Consider the following 19,428-nt stretch of genomic DNA (forward strand, 5'->3'; position numbering starts at 1 on the left):
GCGCATGAAGGCCGCCCGCATTGGGCGGCGTCGTTCGTATTCGGAGGACCCCATGTCCACGCAAACGCTGGATTCCCGCACCGCGCCCGGGCGTGAACGGACCGCGGGCCGCAGCGCCTTGATGGCGCTGATCACCCGCCTGCATTTCTATATCGGGCTGTTCGTCGGCCCCTTCATCCTGGTGGCGGCCATTACCGGCACGCTATTCGTGCTGACCCCCCAGATCGAAAACCTGCTGTATGCCGATCAATTGCGCACCGCGTCGACAGGACCGGCCCAATCCCTGGCCAGCCAGGTCCAGGCGGCGCAGGCGCGTATCGGCCCAGGGCCACGCCTGTTCGCGGTGCGCCCGGCGCCCGGTCCGGGCGACACCACGCGCGTCATGTTCACGCAGCCCGGCCTGGGCGATTCTGAAAGCCGCGCCTTGTTCGTCGATCCCGCCACGCTGGAGATCAAGGGCGACCTGATCGTCTACGGCACCAGCGGCACGCTGCCATTTCGCACGGCGCTGGACTATCTGCACCGCAACCTGATGCTGGGCGAAGTGGGCCGCAACTATAGCGAGCTGGCCGCGTCATGGATGTGGCTTGCCACGCTGGGCGGGCTGGCGATGTGGTGGGCGGGACGCCGCCGCCATGCGGCCGGGGCGGCACGCAGTCCGCGGCTGCGCACGCGACGCTGGCATGTGTTGCTGGGGTTGTGGCTGGCGGTCGGCCTGCTGTTCCTGTCCGCGACGGGGCTGACCTGGTCGAACTGGGCGGGCGGGCGCGTGGACCAGCTGCGCGCGCAACTCGGCTGGATCACACCGTCAATTTCGTCGAAGCTGCCCGCCGCCGGGGCGCTGCCCGGGCAGGGCGCAGGCGAGGGCGAACACGCGCATCATCACGGCTCAATGGCGGGCATGGCCGGCATGGCCATGGCGCCTTCGTCCGCCGCGGTGGGCGATATCGACCGCATCCGGCAGACCGCCCGGGCGGGCGGCATCGACAGCGACGCCTTGGAGATTCGTCCACCGCGTGCGGCGGATCAGGCCTGGACGGTGCGGGAGGTGGACCGGTCGTGGCCCACGCAGGTCGACACCATCGCCATCGACCCGGCCACCTACGCCATCACCAGCCGCGCCGATTTCGCCACCTTCCCGTTGATCGCCAAGTTGATCCGCTGGGGCGTGGACATGCACATGGGCATTCTCTTCGGCTGGCCCAACCAATTGCTGATGGCGGCCATCGGCGTGGCGCTGACCACGATGATTGTTCTGGGTTACCGCATGTGGTGGCTGCGCCGCCCGGTGTCGGGCGCATCCGGTCAAACGCTGACGCAAGCGTGGCGTGAGCTGTCGTGGCCGGGGCGGCTTGGGGTGGCGGTCGTGGCGTTGGCGCTGGGGTGGTGCCTGCCGGCAATGGGGGCGAGCCTGCTGGCGTTCCTGGTGGTGGACGCGCTGCGGTCGTGGCGGGCTCAGCCGCCCAAGGCGCTGACGCGGCGCGCATAGCTTGCCAGCACGATGCGCTCGGACTGCGCCAGGTAGTCCTTGAGCGCATCGGCGGCCTTCTGGAATTCGCCGGCCTCGACCCATTCCAGAATCCGCGCATTCATTTCGGCATAGGGCGCATGCAGGAATTCGGGGTCCTGCAGCAGGCCGAACACCAGCCGCAGTTCGGCCAGCAATAGCGAAAACATGGCGTTGAGCCGTTCGCTGTCGGCCAGTTCCACGATGGCCATATGGAAGGCCATGTTGGCCGTGCCCACGCCCGGCCAGTCGTGGCTGAGCCGGCAGGCGACCGCATCGTCCACCGCCTGGCGCATGCGTTGGTGCGCCGGGTGATGCGGGTACGCCTGCGCGAGCGCCTGGCATTCGATCATGCGCCGCACGCGATACAAGTCGATGATGGAGGCCATGCTGGGCACCGCCACGGCAACGCCACGGTTGGGTGAATGGGTCAGCAGGCCTTCCTTGGTCAGGTTGCGAAAGGCTTCACGCAGCGTATTGCGCGATACGTCGAGGCTTTGCGTCAGGGTCGCTTCCGACAGGCGCTGGCCGGGCGCGAATTCGCCGTTGATCAACCGGCGGCGGATCTGTTCGGTGACTTTGTCGGTCAGGGTCTGGTGCGCGTGGGGATCGGTCATTGACGGGAAATCTGCATAGGCGGGATGGCCTTTCCGTATGAGTGTATCTGAGCCCCCACCAGATTGCCCCTCACATCCGCCTGTTTTGTGCAGACCGGGTGGAAATACTGATAGGCAATGGACTGTCGTTTGATCTACTATTTATAGATATTGTAGAACAATCCTGTAACAGAAGCCCTGCATCCGGCTCTGACGGTCAATAGAGAAGCAAGCGATGGTTAGCATAGATCTGAACAGCGACCTGGGCGAAAGCCTGGGCGCGTGGACCATGGGCGACGATGCCGCGATGCTGCGGCTGGTGTCCAGCGCAAACGTGGCCTGCGGCTTTCATGCCGGCGACCCGGCCGGCATCCTTGCCACGCTGAAGGGCGCGGCGGCCAACGGCGTGGCGGTGGGCGCGCACGTGTCCTACCCGGACCTGACCGGGTTCGGACGCCGCAACATGGATGTCGCCAGCGCCGACCTGGTCGCCGACGTTATCTATCAGATTGGCGCGCTGAAAGGCCTGGCCGCCGCGGCCGGCACGCAGGTCAGCTACGTCAAACCGCACGGCGCGCTCTACAACACCATTGCGCACGATGCGCGCCAGGCCAACGACGTCATCACGGCGATGCTTGCGGTGGACCCGTCGCTGGCGTTGGTCGGGCTGGCCGGTTCGCCATTGCTGGCGCTGGCGCGCGAGCGCGGCTTGCGGGTCGTGGCCGAGGCGTTCGCCGACCGGGCCTATACGCCGCAAGGCACGCTGGTGTCGCGCCGGGAAAAAGGCGCGGTGCTGAATGATCCCGAGGTGGTGGCGCAGCGCATGCTGCGCCTGGTGGAAGACGGCCTGGTTGAAGCCATCGACGGTTCGCTGACGCGCGTCGAGGCGGACTCCATCTGCGTGCATGGCGACAGTCCGGGCGCGGTGGGCATGGCGCGCGAAGTGCGCCGCCGCCTGGAGCAGGCTGGCGTTACCATTCGCTCGTTTGCCGCCTAGGAGGCCTCGTGCGCTTTTTGCCCGTGAATACCGATGCCTTGCTCGTTGAACTGGACGATCTTGAGCAGACCCTGGCGCTGTTTGATGCGCTGCAGGCCAGGCCCATCGCTGGCGTGACCGAGCTGGTGCCGGCGGCGCGTACCGTGCTGGTGGTGTTCCGGCCCGACACCGTGACGCGCGAGGCGCTGATCGCCGATATCGGCGCCCGCGATACCTCGAACCGTGTCGCGCGCGAAGGCAAACTGATCGACATTCCCGTGCATTACAACGGCGAAGACCTGGATGAAGTCGCGGCGCTGCTTGGCATCACGCGCCAGGAAGTGGTGCGCCGGCACACCGGCGGCACCTACAGCGTCGCTTTCACCGGGTTCGCGCCCGGATTTGCCTACCTCAGCGGCGGTGACCCCAGCCTGGATGTGCCCCGTCGCAAGACGCCCCGCACCCGCATTCCCGCAGGCGCGGTGGCGCTGGCCGGTACGTTCAGCGGCGTCTATCCGCAAGCCAGCCCGGGCGGATGGCAGATCCTGGGCGTAACGCCGGTGGCCATGTGGGATCTGTCCCGCGACACGCCGGCGTTGCTCCAGCCCGGCTATCGCGTCCGCTTCATCGACGCCGGCCCCGCGGCCGCTTCGACGGCTGCGCCTTCAGCCGCCGCGCGCGCCACGCCTGCCGGGTTCCGGCCGATCGACGACGCCAGCGCATCGCTTGAAGTGGTGGCGCCCGGCCTGCAAGCCGTCTTCCAGGATTTGGGCCGGCCCGGGCAGGCACGCCAGGGCGTGGCGGCGTCGGGCGCGATGGACCGGGGCGCGCTTCGCGCCGCCAACCGGCTGGTCGGTAACCCGCCGGGCCAGGCCTGCATCGAAATCGTGTACGGCGGCTTCCAGGTCCGCGCCCGTGGCGCGTGCGTCGCGGCGGTGACGGGCGCCCAAGGCGAGCTTGCGCTACGAGACGCCACGGGAGCCAGTTGGACCGTGCCCAGCCACGAGGCCATCGCCTTGAACGATGGCGACACGCTGACGCTGGGACAGCCCGTGGCGGGAATCCGCTATTACCTGGCCGTGCGCGGCGGCTTCGACGTGGCGCCCGTGTTGGGCAGCTGCTCGACCGATACGCTTGCGCACGTCGGGCCCGACGCCTTGGCCGCGGGCGACCGCATCGGGATCCTGCCCGTGGGGCAGGGCGCCATCGTCGGCGCGCCGGAACTGCCGGCGGCCGACCTGCCTGCGGAAGACACCGAGGTCGTATTGGACGTCGTCCTGGGGCCGCGCACCGACTGGTGCGACGCCGATGCCGTGGCGCTGCTGGCCCATCAAGCCTGGACCGTCACCCCCCAGTCCAACCGCGTGGGCATCCGCTTGAACGGTGAACGCCCGCTGCAACGCGCCAACCACGCCGAACTGCCCAGCGAGGGCACGCGCAAAGGTTCAATCCAGGTGCCGGCCAGCGGCCAGCCCGTGCTGTTCCTGGCCGACCACCCGTTGACGGGCGGCTACCCGGTGATCGGTTCCGTAGCCCCTTGGCACCTGGACCGCGCGGCCCAGATTCCCATCGGCGCGCGCGTGCGCTTCAATCCCATTTCTGAATTTGTCCCGGTCGACGTCCCCGCGGCACCGGTCGCAACGCCATAACCTGAATATGCCAGCCATGAAGAAAGTCCTGATTGCCAACCGTGGCGAAATCGCGGTGCGCATCATCCGCGCCTGCGCCGACTACGGCGTGAAATCCGTGGCGGTCTACGCCGACGCCGATTTCGACGCGCTGCACACGCGCATGGCCGACGAAGCATTTGGCCTGGAGGGCGACCGCCCGGCCGACACCTATCTCAACATCGAAAAGCTGTTGGCCGTGGCGCACCGCAGCGGCGCCGATGCCGTGCATCCCGGCTACGGATTCCTGTCTGAAAGTGCAGTGTTCGCGCGTGCCGTGATCGACGCGGGCCTGAGCTGGATCGGGCCGTCGCCCGACACCATCGAACGGCTGGGCGACAAGGTCCAGGCCCGCAAGATCGCGCTGGCCGTCGGTGCACCGCTGGTGGCCGGCACGCCAGGCCCGGTCAACGGCGCTGAAGAGGTATTGGCCTTCGCGCAGGAACACGGCCTGCCCATCGCGATCAAGGCGGCGTTTGGCGGCGGCGGTCGCGGCCTGAAAGTCGTCTGGCGCATGGAGGACGTGGCCGATCTGTACGAGTCGGCCGTGCGCGAAGCGGTCACGGCCTTCGGGCGCGGCGAATGCTATGTAGAGCAGTTCCTGGACCATCCTCGCCATGTCGAAGCGCAGGTGCTGGCCGACACGCATGGCAAGGTGGTCGTGCTGGGCACCCGGGACTGCTCCTTGCAACGCCGCAACCAAAAGCTTGTGGAAGAGGCCCCGGCGCCGTTCCTCAGCGACGACCAGCGCCAGCGCATCCACGCGTCGGCGCGCGACATTTGCGCCCACGCGGGCTACGTCGGCGCGGGCACGGTCGAATTCCTGCTTAGCGCGTCGGGCGCCATCTCGTTCCTGGAGGTGAACACCCGCCTTCAGGTGGAGCATCCCGTCACCGAGGAAACCTGCGGCCTGGACCTGGTGGTCGAGCAACTGCGCATCGCCGACGGTCTGCCGCTGGCCATCGATGCGGCCCCCGCGCCACGCGGCCATGCCATCGAGTTCCGCATCAACGCCGAAGACGTGGGCCGCGGCTTTCTGCCGTCACCGGGCCGCATCGCGGCGTTCGCCGCGCCGTCCGGGCCGGGCGTGCGCGTCGACAGCGGCGTGGAATCCGGCTCCACCATTCCGGGCACGTTCGATTCACTAGTGGCCAAGCTGATCGTCACCGGCGCCACCCGGGCACAGGCGATCGCACGGGCCCGCCGTGCACTGGCTGAATTCCGTATCGAAGGCGTGGCCTCGGTGCTGCCGTTTCACCGGGCCGTGCTGGACCATGCCGATTTCATCGGCGACGGTGAAGGCTTCAAGGTGCATACCCGCTGGATCGAGACCGACTTCGCGAATGACCTGGAGGCCGCTGTGCGCCCGGCGCCGTTGGGTCATGCAAGCCTGCACCGCACCGCCGTCGAGATCGATGGCCGCCGCGTGTCGCTGGGTCTGCCCGCCGAGTTGCTGCGCGGCCTGCAATCTGCAGGCGCGGCGGCAGGCCCCGCGACGGCCGGCATGGCTGGCGCGTCGGCCCCGGCCAGCGCCCACAGCGTGGCGGCGCCCATCGCAGGCACCCTCCAGTCGTGGAACGCCGAAGACGGCGCCACCGTCAAGCAAGGCGACCTGATCGCCACGATGGAAGCCATGAAGATGGAAATGCAGGTGCTGGCGCATCGCGATGGCGTGCTCAAGCACCAGGCGGCCGCAGGCAAGGCGGTGGCGGCAGGGGCCGAGATCGCGCGTATCGACTAGGGCCGGTTGGTGCCAGTGGCGGGTGCCGCGAGTGACCGTGTCGCGCAGGGACTTGCAACGCAAGCTGACAGCGACAGCCGCTCGCCAAGGAGGCCGGACCGTCGCGCCGCCGCCATTTGATAAGGCTGCTTACGTCCGGTTGCCAGCCTGGGCGGCCAGGTGCAGGTAATGTCTGCGTAGTTCTCTCGTGCCGCGCAGCAATACGGTGTGCATGGGGTTCGAAAATCCGGAGATAAAAGGCACCCATGCATTCCTCGTCGTCGTGCAAGACCGGCACCCGTCACAGCCATCCTTCGTCGTGGCGGATGAGCTGGCTGCAAGAGCGCAAGCAGTTCGTCAAAGCCCTGTTGTCCAACCCGTCTGCCATCGGCGCCGTGTCACCGTCCGGCCCCGCCCTGGCCGCCGCCATTACCGCGGCGGTGCCCGCCATGGCGGGAAAAGTCCTGGAATTGGGCTGCGGCACGGGCGTGTTCACCCGCGAACTGCTGCGCAAGGGCGTCCATCCTTCCCGCCTGGTCCTGGTCGAACAGGACTCGGGCATGAGTTCAAGCTTGAAGACGCAGTTTCCCGAAGCCGCCGTGCTGCAGGTGTCGGCGCAAGACCTGTCCAGGCATCTGCATCCCGAGCTCGATGGGATCGACGCCGCCATCTGTGGCTTGCCGCTGCGCAACATGAGCGGGGCGCACCATCATCAATTGCTGACGGCGGTTTTCGAGGCCATGCGGCCCGGGGCGGCCATGCACTTTTTCACCTATGGCGTGCGGTGCCCGATATCAAAAAACGTGCTGGACGCCTGCGGGCTGTCGGCTCGCCGGGAACGCTTCGTGCCGCTGAACCTGCCGCCAGCGTCCGTGTACAGCCTGAACCGGCTGTAGCCTGGAGTGGGGCGTCCTCTTGTCGCGGCTCGTTGCCTTCGGTGCGGGCCGTGGTCGGCATTCCTGTGCCGCGCTCCCAGAAAATCGATGGGGCGTAACGATTCTGAGGTATACCGATTAAAGACGAGTTTTAGCCTTGTAGCGATTTATCTGCCGGTGATAATCTCTGTCGGCCGTTATCCGAAAAGCGAAATCATGCAGGGGTTTTGCCGTGTCCTTTCAGTCGGTCTACATGACGCAGGTCTATTCGGGTTTCGAGCCGTCGCAGGCATTCGATGTGGTCTACGGCGGCCGCTTCGAACATCGCCTGCTTTCGTCCCGGCAAACCGTGCTGCAACATCAACGGCTGATCCTCGGCGACATTCGCCTGGAAACCGGGTGTTATGACTTTCCCGTGATTGCGCAAGGGTGCATGCCGGAAGACGGCATTTGCATCGGATTCATGGCGGTCGGGGGCGACCGAACGAAAGTCAACACAACGTCGCTCGGCGCGGATGAAATACAGATTTATCCCGCAAGCCTGGAACTTCTTTATCACGCATTCGGCCCCTCGCGGTGGGTGAATTTCTTTGTTCCGGAAGCGGTGCTTCAATTGCAGGCCACGCGCAGGCTGGGGTTTACGCTGGCGCTGCCGACGCAGTCAGCGCAATCGCTGCACCTGACGGCGGGTGGCCGCCACGCATTGACGTGCCTGGCCGACGACGCGTTCGATGTGGCCAGGCGGGTGCAACCCGGGGGCGGACTGGCCCCCGAACTGGCCGCGGTGATCCGCGAGTCGCTCCTGAACGGCTATATCGACGCGTTAGGCAGCGCGACACCGTCGCGTGAGGCCGCGCGCTCCGTCGTCGAACGGCGTCATCACCACTTGATTTCCGCCTGCGAGCGCTTGGTCCTGTCGGGCGAAGACGCCGATGTCGCGATGACCGAGATTGCGCGGCGCAGCGGCTACAGCCTGCGTTCGTTGGAATTGATTTTCCGGCGCAGCGTGGGCATGACACCGGGACGCTGGTTCATGACTGCCCGGTTGAATGGTGCGTTGCGAGACCTGCTTACGGACGGCCAGAGTAGCGTGTCCGAGGTTGCCACGAAGTGGGGGTTTCGGCACATGTCTCGGTTTGCCCAGTATTTCAGGCAGGCATTCGGCGAATCGCCACGCGAGACGCTGCGGCGCGTTCGTAGCTAACAATAACAAATTGCCTCCCAAAGATTTCGCTTTTCGGATATCGCCAAATAACGCGACCCGGTATTTTTTTCGCACGCACCGAACGGCTGAAAGGTGGGTCCATGGAGGAAAATTATCGGCAGGTCAAAGCGCGCATACGCACGCTGGAGGCCGAGGCAGAACGCCTGCGTCGCCAGGAGTTGCAAATTATTCTTGTCGACATGCGGCGCAAGATAAAAGAGTATGGAATAAAGCCAGACCATTTGTTTGGCCCCGATCTTTCCGACCTGGTGCGCTATCGCCACCCGGATACCGGCCAGACGTGGAACGGCATCGGCCGTCCGCCAAACTGGGTCAGGGGTAAGGATCGCCACGCTTTCAGCGTGGATTGACTGCCCAGGCGGGCAACGTGTGTGTTGAAGGTCTCCGTCGGCATTCGCCGAATGCATTTCCGATTCAGCGTGACAAGCAATTCGTGATACCCATGCGCCAGCGTAACGGCGCACCGTTTCGTTTCCATAGCAGTACGGAGGGGCACGTGAAGCAACAACTGAAAGTTGGATTGACGATAGCCGGCGTCCTTCTTGGCGCCAGCGCGCTGGGGGCCTATGTCGCGGGCGTCAGCCTGACGCCCAAGCCTGCGGCGGTGGTGGCCACGCTTGGCGACGGCAAGCAGGGGCCGGCCGGCATGGCCTGGATTCCTCCTGCGGAATTCCTCATGGGCAATAACCACAAACTCTCGCAGCCGAACGAACTGCCCCCGCATAGCGTGCGGGTAAGCGGCTTCTGGATGGACACCCACGATGTCACGAACGCCGAGTTCCGCCGTTTTGTCGAGGCGACGGGCTATGTGACGACGGCCGAGCAAAAGCCCAAGTGGGAAGACCTGAAGGTCCAGTTGCCGCCGGGCACGCCGCGTCCGGATGACCGCCTGCTTGTGCCCGGCGCCATGGTCTTTGTGGGGTCCGAGTCCGAAGTGTCGTTGCGCGACTACACCCGCTGGTGGCGGTTCGTGCCCGGCGCAAGTTGGCGTAAACCGCAAGGCCCGGGCAGCAGCATCGACGGCAAGGACGACCATCCGGTCGTGCAAGTGTCGTACGAGGATGCGCAGGCGTATGCCAAGTGGGCGGGCAAGCGCCTGCCCACGGAAGCGGAATGGGAGTTTGCCGCGCGCGGTGGCCTGGAGCAGGCGACCTACGCCTGGGGCAACGAGCTCAGTCCCGATGGCAAACCCATGGCCAACATCTGGGACACGCAGCAACAGCAGCCGTTCCCGGTGGTCAAGGACGAGAAGATTCAAGTCGGCACGACCCCGGTGGGTTCGTTCCCTCCCAATGCGTACGGCCTCTATGACATGGCGGGGAACGTGTGGCAATGGACGGCCGACTGGTATCGCGCCGATGCATTCCGCATTCAGGCCCAGTACCGTCAGCCGCCGCAAGATCCCGCCGGGCCGGCAGACAGCTTCGATCCCGACGATGGAAACGTGCCGGCTTCCGCGCCCAAGCGCGTCACGCGCGGCGGCTCGTTCCTGTGCAGCGATACGTACTGCATCAGCTACCGGGCCAGCGCGCGCCGGGGCACCGACCCGTTGAACGGAATGTCGCACCTGGGCTTTCGCACGGTGATGACGCCCGAGCAATGGAAGCAGGCGCAAAGCCGCCCGGGACGCGTCGCCAGCCGTTGATCGCTCGCCGGGAGCCCCGGCGAGATCTACCCGTTTTGCATCAGACGAAAGGGATAAGCATGGCGCAGCGCGATGGAATTCTGGCGTTGGAAGCGGCGATTTCCGAGCAGGTCTTGGGGCAGGCACCGGTCATACGCCACATGCTGATCGCGTTGGTGGCGGACGGCCATGTGCTGCTTGAGAGCCTGCCCGGGCTGGCCAAGACGCGCATGGTCAAGGCCCTGGCCGCGCACCTTGCGGCGGATATGAGCCGCATCCAGTTCACGCCGGATCTGCTGCCGTCGGACATCACGGGCGCCGATGTGCTGCAGCAGGATGCCGAAGGGCACAACCGCATCGCGTTCCAGGCCGGGCCGCTGTTCGGCAACCTGATCCTGGCCGACGAAATCAACCGCGCGCCGGCAAAGGTGCAATCCGCGCTGCTGGAAGCCATGGAAGAAAGGCAGATCACCGTCGGTGGCAACACGCGGAAGATGCCTGCGCTGTTCATGGTGCTGGCCACGCAGAACCCGATCGAACAAGAAGGCACGTATCCCTTGCCCGAGGCGCAGATGGATCGCTTCCTGATGAAGATCAAGCTGGACTACCCCGGCGCCGAGGACGAAATGGCGATGCTGGCGCTGCTGAGGGGCACGCCAGGGGACGCTGCCACGAGCGATCGCCACGAAACTGCCCAGATGTCGCAGGAAACCTTGTTCGCCTGCCGCGCCGAAGCGGCGGCCGTACATGTGGCGCCCGCGGTGGATCGCTATACGGTAGACCTCGTGAACGCCACGCGCCGCCCCGCCGACTACGACGCGGATCTGGGCCGATGGATCCAGGTCGGCGCCAGCCCGCGTGGCGCCATCGCACTGGACCGCGCGGCTCGGGTGCATGCCTGGCTGGAAAACGCCGACTTCAGCTCGCCGGACGACGTGCGCGCGGTGGCTCACGCGGTGCTGCGCCATCGCTTGCACCTTTCGTACGACGCGGTTGCGGACGGGATTACGGCCGATCAGGTCATCGACCGGGTCTTGGACGTTGTCGCCGTGCCGGCATAGAGATCGCCATGAACCGCATGCCGCACCCCGTTCATCCACCGCTGTCCGAGCTGATCGCGTTGGAGGCGGCCGCCAGCGGCTTGTCGTTCCTGGCGAACCAGCCGCTCAGCAGTGTGCTTGCCGGGCCGCACGGATCGCGTTTGCGGGGGCGGGGGCTGGATTTTGCCGAACTTCGCCGCTACGTGGCAGGCGATGACCTGCGCCGTCTGGATCTGCGCGCGTCCCTGCGCTACGGCAAACCGTTCGTGCGTTCGTACACCGAGGAACGGGACCGCCCGGCGATGATCGTGGTCGATCAACGCATGAGCATGTACTTCGGATCGGTGCGCGCGTTCAAGTGCGCGGTGGCGGCGCGGCTTGCGGCGATTGCAGCCTGGATCGCCTATCGAGGAGGGGACCGTGTCGGTGGCCTGGTATTCGACGACGCCGGGGTGAAGGCGTTCAAGCCGTTGCGCAGCCGCGACCGGGTCCGCGCCTTGCTGGCTGAAGTTGCTCGCGCGAACGCCAACTTGCGCGCGGCGCAGCCGGATGCGCCTGCCGCGCAGGGGCTGAACCGCGCATTGCGCGGCGCCTTGTTGAACGCGCCGCACGATTGCCTGGTCTGCGTCATCAGCGATTTCGCCGGCGCGGACGAGGAAACGTTGCGCACGCTGCGTCTTCTGGCCGCCCACAACGATGTGCTGGCCATGCTGGTGTTCGATCCGATGGCGCAACAATTGCCCCGCAACGGCAGACTGGTCGTCACGCAAGGCGAGCTGCAGCTGGAAGTTGCGGTGGGCAGGCAGCGAGAACGCGAACCGCTTGCGCATTTCTTCAGCGAGCGCCTGCGTCAAGTCGCGGAACTGCTGCGGCGCAGCCACGTACCGTCGCTGTCCATCGATACGGCGGAAGACGAACTGGCCCAGCTGCGCCGTGAACTCGGCAAACCGGCGACGGCGTTGGCTGCGCCCACGCGACAAGAGGCGTTGGGATGAGCGACGCGCTGCCAGGATTGGACGCGTTGCGCGAGCTACCGCTGCCGGCAGCGGTCTCGTACTGGCCCCAGACTTGGGGCTGGGCCGTGCTGGCCGTCGTGTTGGGGGGTGGCGGCGCATGGGCCGCAGCGACCATTTGGCGCCGCCGCCGACGCAATCTCTACCGCCGGCAGGCGTTGAAGGCGTTACAGCAACTGGCGCGAGAGGCCGAACGCGATCCCTTGGCGGCGCGCGGCCTGCCGGCGCTGCTGAAGCGAACGGCGCTGGCGGCCCAGGCGTCCGGCGGGCACGCCGGCGTGGCATCGCTGAGCGGCCAGTCGTGGCTGGACTACCTGGAGCGCGACGTGCCGCAGGGCTTCCCGAAAGAGGCGCCTGCGTTGATGCGATTGCTGGCATATGCCCCGGACGAGGCGGTGCGTGAACTGGATAGCGCCACCCTTACGCAATTGATCCGGGCAAGCCGCGACTGGATGGTGAAGCACCATGTGGCGGCTTGAATATCCCTGGTTGCTTGCCGCCGCGCCCCTGGCGCTGGCCGCGTATCGCTGGCTGCCCGCCTATGTGCAGCAGCGCAACGCGCTGCGCGTGCCGTTCTTCGATTCCGTCGCCGCGATCACGGGGCAGTCCCCATCGCGGCCCGGCGTGCGGGCCAGCCCTGGCCAGCTGTGGCTGAACGTCGTGGTGTGGCTGTTGTTGGTGCTGGCGCTGGCGCGGCCGCAGTGGGTCGAACCGCCGCTGACGCACACCGAAGCGGTCCGCGATGTCTTGCTGGCCGTGGACATTTCCCAGTCGATGGATACCGCTGATTTCCGGAACGCCGACGGGCGGCCCGAGTCAAGGTGGAAGGCCGTCAAGGCCGTGGTGGCGGACTTTATCGCCAAGCGGGCGGACGACAGGCTGGGGCTGATCGTGTTTGGCACCAGTGCGTATCCGCAGGCGCCGCTGACGGGCGACCATGTCGCGCTGAGCTTATTGCTGGACCGGACGGCCGTGGGCATGGCGGGCCCCAACACGGCCATTGGCGACGCCATCGGCCTGGGCATACGGATGCTGGATGTCGCGAAAGAGCGGGACAAGGTATTGATTCTGCTGACCGATGGCAACGACACCGGAAGCGCCGTGCCGCCTGCGCGCGCCGCTGCGCTGGCGGCCCAGCACCACATCATCGTGCATACCATCGGCATTGGCGATCCGGCGGCAAGCGGCGAAGACCGGGTCGACTTCGGCGTGCTGGAAGGAATCGCCCGCGCAACGAATGGCCAGTTCTTCAAGGCCGAAGACCTGGCCAGCCTGCAATCGGTGTATGACACGCTGGACCGCATCACGCCGCAGGAGGTCAAGACGTTGCGGCATCAACCCAAGCGCGATTATTTCTGGTTGCCGCTTGGGCTGGCCCTGTGCCTGCTGGCCGCCTGGCACGGCGGGGCCGCCATGTCGGCGTGGCGATCCCGGCGTGCGCCGGGCCCACGGAAAGGGCGGACGGAAGAGGGGGATGCATGGACCTCGACCTAAGCGCCTTCCACTTCCTGCGCCCCTGGTGGTTGCTGGGCCTGCTGGGCGCGGCTCTGGCCTGGTGGGCGCGGCGCGGCGAAGGAGACGCCGTGGGGCGCGCCAGCCGGATTTCACCCGTGCTGTTGCCCTATCTGATCGTGCGTTCTCCCGGCAGCCGCGGACCGCGCCCGATCGACGTGTTGGCGCTGATCCTGGCCATCGGGTCCGTCGCCGCCGCAGGCCCGGCGTGGCATCGCGACCAGCCCGAATTTCTGGACAATGTGGCGCCGCTGATCGTGGCTGTTGCCTTGGGACCGTCCATGGACGGCGCCGATGTTCCGCCCACGCGTCTGGAAGCGGCGAAGCACCTGGTGCGCGACCTGGCGGCGCGTCGCGCCGGCGCCAAGACGGGCCTGATCGCCTACGCGGGCAGTAGCCACCTGGTGCTGCCGCCCACCGACGACGCCAATTTGCTGGACCTGTTCACCCAGGCGTTGGCGTCCGATCTGATCGGCCCGCAAGGACGCGACGCGGCAGGCACCATCGCATTGGCCGCGCAGGTGTTGGCGGCAGAACGCGCCGGCGGCACATTGCTGCTGCTGACCGATGGCGCCGATGCCGGCAGCCTGGACGCGGTACGTCAGCGCGCGCAAGCGGCATCCGACCTGCAGGTGCTGGTGATGGCGGTGGGGCAATCCGGCATGGATAAGGATGCGCTGCAAGGCTTGGCGCGGGCAGCTGGCGCGCCGCTGGGCAGCCTTTCCGCCACGCCCGACGACCTGGATTGGATCACGCTGCACGCCCAGCAGCACTTCCAGGCCGTGCAGGACGCGCAGTCTGGCGCCATTCACTGGAAGGACGCGGGCTATTGGCTCTGCTGGCCCTTGGCATTGCTGGCATGGTTGACGGTGCGGCGGGGTTGGAATGTGGCTTGGATGGCTGCGATCCTGATCGCCGTATCGGTAGGCATGCCGACGGAATCGCGCGCCAATCCGCTGGCCGATGCGTTTCTGACGCCGGACCAGCAAGGGCGCCGGGCGTTCGACAATGGCCGCTTTGAAGAAGCCGCCGCGCTGTTCCAGGATCCGTACTGGAAGGGGCGGGCCGCCTACCAGGCAGGCAAGTACGCCGACGCCCTGGCCGCGTTTTCAAAGGTCGAGACCCCCGAAGGCGTCTTCTATGTGGCCAATACCCAGACGCGCCTGCGGCAATACGACGCCGCATTGGCCGCCTACGATCGGGCCCTGGCCTTGTCGCCGGGCTGGGAGGCCGCCGCCGTGAACCGCGGCATCGTCGAGAGGCTGCTGGCGGCCATGAGCCAGGAACAGCAGGGCGACCAAGCCGAGCCGCCGGATCAGACCATCGCCGACAAGACGGCAAAGGGCGGCAAGATGGTCGCCGCTCCGGTCGCGCAGGCTGCGTCCGAAGAGGTGTGGTTGCGCAACCTGACGTTATCGCCGACGCGTTTCCTGCGCGGCAGGTTCGCCGTCGAAGACGCGGCGGCGGGAGGGCGCCCATGATGGGGTTGCATCGAGTGCTTTCGTTCCTGACGCGGGGCCCATTGGGCTTGTTTGGCCTGTCTTGCCTGCTTGGCCTCTTCGGCTTGCTCAGCCAGCTCGGTGTTGCCGTCGCGCAAGACGCGCCGGCCCTGCGCGTCACCGCGACCTTGCAGGCGCCCGCGGAAGTGCGGGTGGGCGCGACAGTGCGATTGGAACTTGAGGTGCTGACCGCCACCTGGTTCACGCAACCGCCGGTGTTGCCCGCGCTAGACATCCCGGGCGTGCTGGTGACGCCGCCACAGGGCGAAGGCGAACTGGTGCGCGATACCGTAGCCGGGGTTTCCTATAGCGGCGTGCGCTATACCTATGTCCTGAGTCCCACGGCCGCTGGCGCCATGCAGGTGCCAGCGTTGCGAGTGACGGCCAAGGTGGGTCCCGGCGGCCCGATGGCATCGGGAACGAGCAAACCCGTTTCGTTTTCCGTGCTGCCGCAGGGGGCGGTGGCCGGGCAAGCGGTGGCGGCTGGAAAAATGGAAGTCACCCAGGCCTTCTCGATGGCGCCCGACCCGTTGGTCGTGGGCGGGCGGATCACACGCTCGGTCACGCAGCGCGGCGAAGGCGTGCAGGCGATGCTACTTCCCGCCGTGGCGCTGCCGGACCTGCCGGGCTTCAAACGCTACCCGCGCGAACCGGAGGTGACCACCCTGGACGACGGCCGCGGCGGCTTTGTCGGAGGCCAGCGGACGGACAGCGCCGATTACGTCGCGCAAGCCGCGGGCACATTCCGCCTGCCGCCACTGACCGTGAGATGGCGCGATGGCGCAACCGGCGAGCCCGCCAAATCGGAATTGCCCGGGCGGGAATTCACCGTGGCGCCAGCCCCTGCCGTCACCCCGCCGTTCTCGCTGGCTGAAGACCTGGCCCGATTGCGCCATGGACTGCGCTGGGTCATCCCGACGGCCTGGTTGGCGTGGGGTGGGGCCTTGCTGGCTGTCATTGTCGCGCTGTGGCTGACCTGGTCTTTGTGGCGGCGTCTTGCCGTGGCGCTGCGCGCCCGCGCGGTGCAAGTGGCCGTGGCGCGGCGGGCAAGCGAAGCCTGGCATTGGCGCGCATGGCGGCAGGAAGCGCGCGGGCCGACTGCAACGCTTGGCGCCTTCTATCGTTGGTTGCGCGTGGCCTCGGGCGCGCAGGACTTGCGCGCGGCCGTGGCGCCGCTAGGCCAGGATTCGCGGCAGACGGCGGCGGCGGTGCTGCGCGATGCCTATGGTGCGCCGCAAGCCGCTTCGGCATGGCGGGACATGCTTTCCCGGTCATCGGCTCAGTGGAGACAGGCGTGGCGGCGACGGCGGGCGCCGACGCCCGCCCATGCCCTGCCGGACGATTTGAACCCGGTCCACGCCGGGCGAACTGCAACGGCGCAAGATGCGCAAGGAAGGCAATGATGACGCAAACGACTGAACGACGGCATGGCTGGACGGCGTGGTTGGCGCCGGCTTTCATCGCGCTGCTCTTGACGGCCTGCGCCTCTCCGCAGAAGGCTCCGCCTGCGCAAGCAGAGCTGCCGTCGTGGAACGACGGGCCCTCGCGCACCGCCATCGTGGATTTCGTGCGCGCGGTGACACAGCCAGGCGGCCCGGACTTCGTCGAGGCCGAGGAACGTATCGCGGTGTTCGACAACGATGGCACGCTGTGGTCCGAGCAGCCCATGTATTTCGAGGTGCTGTTCGCGCTGGACCGGGTCAAGGAGATGGCGCCGGCGCACCCCGAATGGGCCAAGCGTCCGCCTTTCAAAGCGGCGATCGAAGGCGATAAGGCCGCTTTGGCCAAGACCGGCCAGCAGGGCCTGCTGAAGATCGTGGGCGCGACGCACACCGGCATGACTGTGGACGATTTCACGCAAAGCGTGACCCAGTGGGCCGCGACGGCGCGGCATCCCCGGTTCAATCAGCCTTATACCTCGATGACGTTCGTGCCAATGCGCGAATTGCTGGACTACCTGCGCGCGAACGGCTTCAAGACCTACATCGTATCGGGTGGCGAAACCGAATTCATGCGCCCTTGGGCACAGGCCGCCTACGGCGTACCGCCAGAGCAGGTCATTGGCAGCGGGTTCACCACGACGTTTGAAATGCGCGGCGACAAGCCGGTGCTCTGGCGCCAGGGCAAGCTCGAGTTCAACGATGACGGTCCCGGAAAGCCGGTGGCCATCCAGCGTTACATCGGCCGCCGGCCGCTGTTGGCCTTCGGCAATTCAGACGGCGACCTTCAGATGTTGCAGTGGACGGCTGCCGGCGCGGGCAAGCGCTTTGCCGGCATCGTCCATCACACTGATGCGCAGCGCGAATGGGCCTATGACCGGGATTCCAGTATCGGGCGTTTGGACCGCGCGCTGGACGAAGCGCAGCGCAGTGGCTGGACGGTGGTTGACATGAAGACGGAGTGGAAACGGATATACGCGTTCGAAAAGCCTTGAGCAAGTGTGAGTCGGGAGTACACGGCCCTGTTGGGCGAGGAGAGCAGTTATGAAAGCAAGACGATGGTTGGGAGCGGCGCTGGTGGCCGCAAGCGGACTTGCGGTGATGGGCGGTGCTTATGCGCAGGCCCAGAATGCCCAGTCCAGCCCTCAGGGGCAAACGTCCGGCAAAAAACCGAACATCCTTGTCATCTTCGGGGATGACGTGGGGCAGGCCAACATCAGTGCTTATACGAAGGGGGTCGTCGGCTACAGGACGCCCAATATCGACCGGATTGCCAACGAGGGCGCGATCTTCACCGACTACTACGCCGAGAACAGTTGCACGGCGGGCCGGTCCACCTTCATCACTGGCCAGTCGGCCCGCCGCACGGGCTTGTCGAAGGTGGGCATCCCGGGCGCGCCCGTTGGGTTGCAGGACCGCGACATCACCATTGCTCAAGCCTTGAAGGGGCAAGGCTATAACACGGCGCAATTCGGCAAGAACCACCTGGGAGACCGCGACGAATACCTGCCCATCAAACATGGTTTCGACGAGTTCTTCGGCAACCTCTATCACCTGAACGCCGAAGAAGAGCCCGAGCGCCCGTACTTTCCGCAAAATGCAAAGGACCCCGTCGTCAAAGCCTATATGCCGCGCGGCGTGATCAAGGCGTCGGCCGATGGCAAGATCGAGGACACCGGGGCCTTGACGACCAAGCGCATGGAAACCATCGACGACGAAACCGTGGGTGCGGCGCTGGATTACCTGGACAAGCATGGAAAGGCGGAAAAGCCTTTCTTCCTGTGGATGAACACCACGCGGATGCACGTGTTCACGCATATCCGGCCCGAGCACAAGGGCAAAAGCGGCATGCCAGGCAACGACTACGCCGACGGCATGTGGGAGCATGACCAGGATGTCGGCAAGCTGTTGAAAAAGCTGGACGACCTGGGCATCGCCAAGGACACCATCGTGATCTACACGACGGACAACGGGCCCAACCAGTTCAGTTGGCCGGATGCTGCCACAACGCCATTCCGCAGCGAGAAGGACACCAACTGGGAAGGCGCCTTCCGGGTGCCGGCGATGATCCGGTGGCCAGGCCACATTGAGCCGGGCACGGTCAAGAACGACATCGTCTCGGGACTGGACTGGTTCCCGACGCTCTTGGCCGCCGCAGGCAACGAGGGAGTGAAGGATCAGTTGCTTAAGGGCTGGCGACCCAGCGGCGCCAATCGGGACTTCAAGGTCCATCTGGACGGCTATAACCAGTTGGCCTACCTGACCGGCAAGAGCGACAAGAGCGCCCGCGAGGACTTCTATTACTTCAACGATGACGGCCTGCTGGTCGCCATGCGGTTCGAGAACTGGAAGGTCGTGTTTTGCGAACAAAAAGCGCCGGGCGGGTTCGCCGTATGGAAGGAACCGTTCGTATGCCTGCGCGTGCCCAAGGTGTTCAACCTACGCATGGACCCCTATGAACGCGCCGACGTCGTTTCCGATCAGTACAACGACTGGCTGACCAAGAACGCGTATCTGGCGTTCATCGGATCCGCCAAGGCCGGGGAATTCCTGCAGACCTTCATCGACTGGCCGCCCAGCCAGAATCCGCCCAGCTTCAGTACCGATCAGGTGCAGAAGGAAGTGGACAAGAAGATCGAGGAGTATTTCGCGCAGCAGGCGAAAAAGAAGGGTAGTTAAGCAGTAAGGGGCGGGCGCGGCTTTGCGGCTGCGCCCGCCGCTGGTATGTTGGTGGA

17 protein-coding genes are annotated in these 19,428 nt (G+C 66.2%); 16 read left to right on the top strand and 1 reads right to left on the bottom strand.

What is annotated here, in order from left to right; translation table 11 throughout:
* Positions 1–52 precede the first annotated feature (52 nt).
* Positions 53–1,489: a PepSY domain-containing protein gene (locus CQ050_RS23195; protein WP_105559172.1), complete on the top strand. Its 1,437-nt coding sequence runs from the start codon at positions 53–55 to the stop codon at positions 1,487–1,489.
* Here CQ050_RS23195 and CQ050_RS23200 read toward each other — a convergent pair.
* On the bottom strand, positions 1,456–2,124 hold the full coding sequence (locus CQ050_RS23200; RefSeq protein ID WP_105559173.1) for a GntR family transcriptional regulator: 669 nt from the start codon (positions 2,122–2,124) through the stop codon (positions 1,456–1,458). The two genes, CQ050_RS23195 and CQ050_RS23200, sit on opposite strands and share 34 nt — an antisense overlap.
* A gap of 214 nt (positions 2,125–2,338) precedes the next feature.
* Between CQ050_RS23200 and CQ050_RS23205 the strand changes: the two genes are divergently transcribed.
* The 15 genes from CQ050_RS23205 to CQ050_RS23275 all read left to right on the top strand — a co-directional run bounded on the left by CQ050_RS23205 (position 2,339) and on the right by CQ050_RS23275 (position 19,372).
* On the top strand, positions 2,339–3,100 hold the full coding sequence (locus CQ050_RS23205; protein ID WP_105559174.1) for a LamB/YcsF family protein: 762 nt from the start codon (positions 2,339–2,341) through the stop codon (positions 3,098–3,100).
* 8 nt (positions 3,101–3,108) lie between these two features.
* Positions 3,109–4,728 carry a 5-oxoprolinase/urea amidolyase family protein gene (locus tag CQ050_RS23210; RefSeq protein WP_105559175.1) on the top strand — a complete coding sequence of 540 codons (1,620 nt, stop codon included), beginning with the start codon at positions 3,109–3,111 and terminating at the stop codon, positions 4,726–4,728.
* 16 nt (positions 4,729–4,744) lie between these two features.
* The gene (locus CQ050_RS23215) at positions 4,745–6,487 is read left to right on the top strand and encodes a biotin carboxylase N-terminal domain-containing protein (protein ID WP_105559176.1); all 1,743 of its coding nucleotides are present in this window, start codon (positions 4,745–4,747) and stop codon (positions 6,485–6,487) included.
* 245 nt (positions 6,488–6,732) lie between these two features.
* Positions 6,733–7,362, top strand: a complete 630-nt coding sequence (locus CQ050_RS23220; RefSeq protein WP_105559177.1) for a class I SAM-dependent methyltransferase — start codon at positions 6,733–6,735, stop codon at positions 7,360–7,362.
* 211 nt (positions 7,363–7,573) lie between these two features.
* Positions 7,574–8,545 carry a helix-turn-helix transcriptional regulator gene (locus tag CQ050_RS23225; protein ID WP_105559178.1) on the top strand — a complete coding sequence of 324 codons (972 nt, stop codon included), beginning with the start codon at positions 7,574–7,576 and terminating at the stop codon, positions 8,543–8,545.
* 101 nt (positions 8,546–8,646) lie between these two features.
* Positions 8,647–8,916 carry an H-NS family nucleoid-associated regulatory protein gene (locus CQ050_RS23230; protein WP_105559179.1) on the top strand — a complete coding sequence of 90 codons (270 nt, stop codon included), beginning with the start codon at positions 8,647–8,649 and terminating at the stop codon, positions 8,914–8,916.
* 146 nt (positions 8,917–9,062) lie between these two features.
* Positions 9,063–10,211: a formylglycine-generating enzyme family protein gene (locus tag CQ050_RS23235; RefSeq protein WP_105559180.1), complete on the top strand. Its 1,149-nt coding sequence runs from the start codon at positions 9,063–9,065 to the stop codon at positions 10,209–10,211.
* Between the two features lie 59 nt (positions 10,212–10,270).
* Positions 10,271–11,251, top strand: a complete 981-nt coding sequence (locus tag CQ050_RS23240; RefSeq protein WP_105559181.1) for a MoxR family ATPase — start codon at positions 10,271–10,273, stop codon at positions 11,249–11,251.
* 8 nt (positions 11,252–11,259) lie between these two features.
* Complete coding sequence (locus CQ050_RS23245; RefSeq protein ID WP_105559182.1) at positions 11,260–12,225, top strand: DUF58 domain-containing protein; 966 nt, start codon at positions 11,260–11,262, stop codon at positions 12,223–12,225.
* Positions 12,222–12,722 (top strand): DUF4381 domain-containing protein, encoded by a 501-nt coding sequence (locus CQ050_RS23250; protein WP_105559183.1) that lies wholly within the window; start codon positions 12,222–12,224, stop codon positions 12,720–12,722. The genes CQ050_RS23245 and CQ050_RS23250 overlap by 4 nt, the downstream gene beginning before the upstream one ends.
* Positions 12,709–13,737, top strand: coding sequence for a VWA domain-containing protein (locus tag CQ050_RS23255; RefSeq protein WP_105559184.1), 1,029 nt, complete (start codon positions 12,709–12,711; stop codon positions 13,735–13,737). The genes CQ050_RS23250 and CQ050_RS23255 overlap by 14 nt, the downstream gene beginning before the upstream one ends.
* Entirely contained in the window at positions 13,722–15,236 is a 1,515-nt protein-coding gene (locus CQ050_RS23260) for a VWA domain-containing protein (RefSeq protein WP_105559185.1), read from the top strand. Before CQ050_RS23255 ends, CQ050_RS23260 begins: the two co-directional genes overlap by 16 nt.
* On the top strand, positions 15,233–16,657 hold the full coding sequence (locus tag CQ050_RS23265; RefSeq protein ID WP_105559186.1) for a BatD family protein: 1,425 nt from the start codon (positions 15,233–15,235) through the stop codon (positions 16,655–16,657). The genes CQ050_RS23260 and CQ050_RS23265 overlap by 4 nt, the downstream gene beginning before the upstream one ends.
* On the top strand, positions 16,654–17,688 hold the full coding sequence (locus CQ050_RS23270) for an HAD family phosphatase (RefSeq protein WP_105559187.1): 1,035 nt from the start codon (positions 16,654–16,656) through the stop codon (positions 17,686–17,688). Before CQ050_RS23265 ends, CQ050_RS23270 begins: the two co-directional genes overlap by 4 nt.
* 49 nt (positions 17,689–17,737) lie before the next feature.
* Entirely contained in the window at positions 17,738–19,372 is a 1,635-nt protein-coding gene (locus CQ050_RS23275) for an arylsulfatase (protein ID WP_105559188.1), read from the top strand.
* The last annotated feature ends 56 nt before the right edge of the window (positions 19,373–19,428 follow it).

Source organism: Achromobacter sp. MYb9, from assembly GCF_002975275.1.
Taxonomy (GTDB): domain Bacteria; phylum Pseudomonadota; class Gammaproteobacteria; order Burkholderiales; family Burkholderiaceae_B; genus Achromobacter.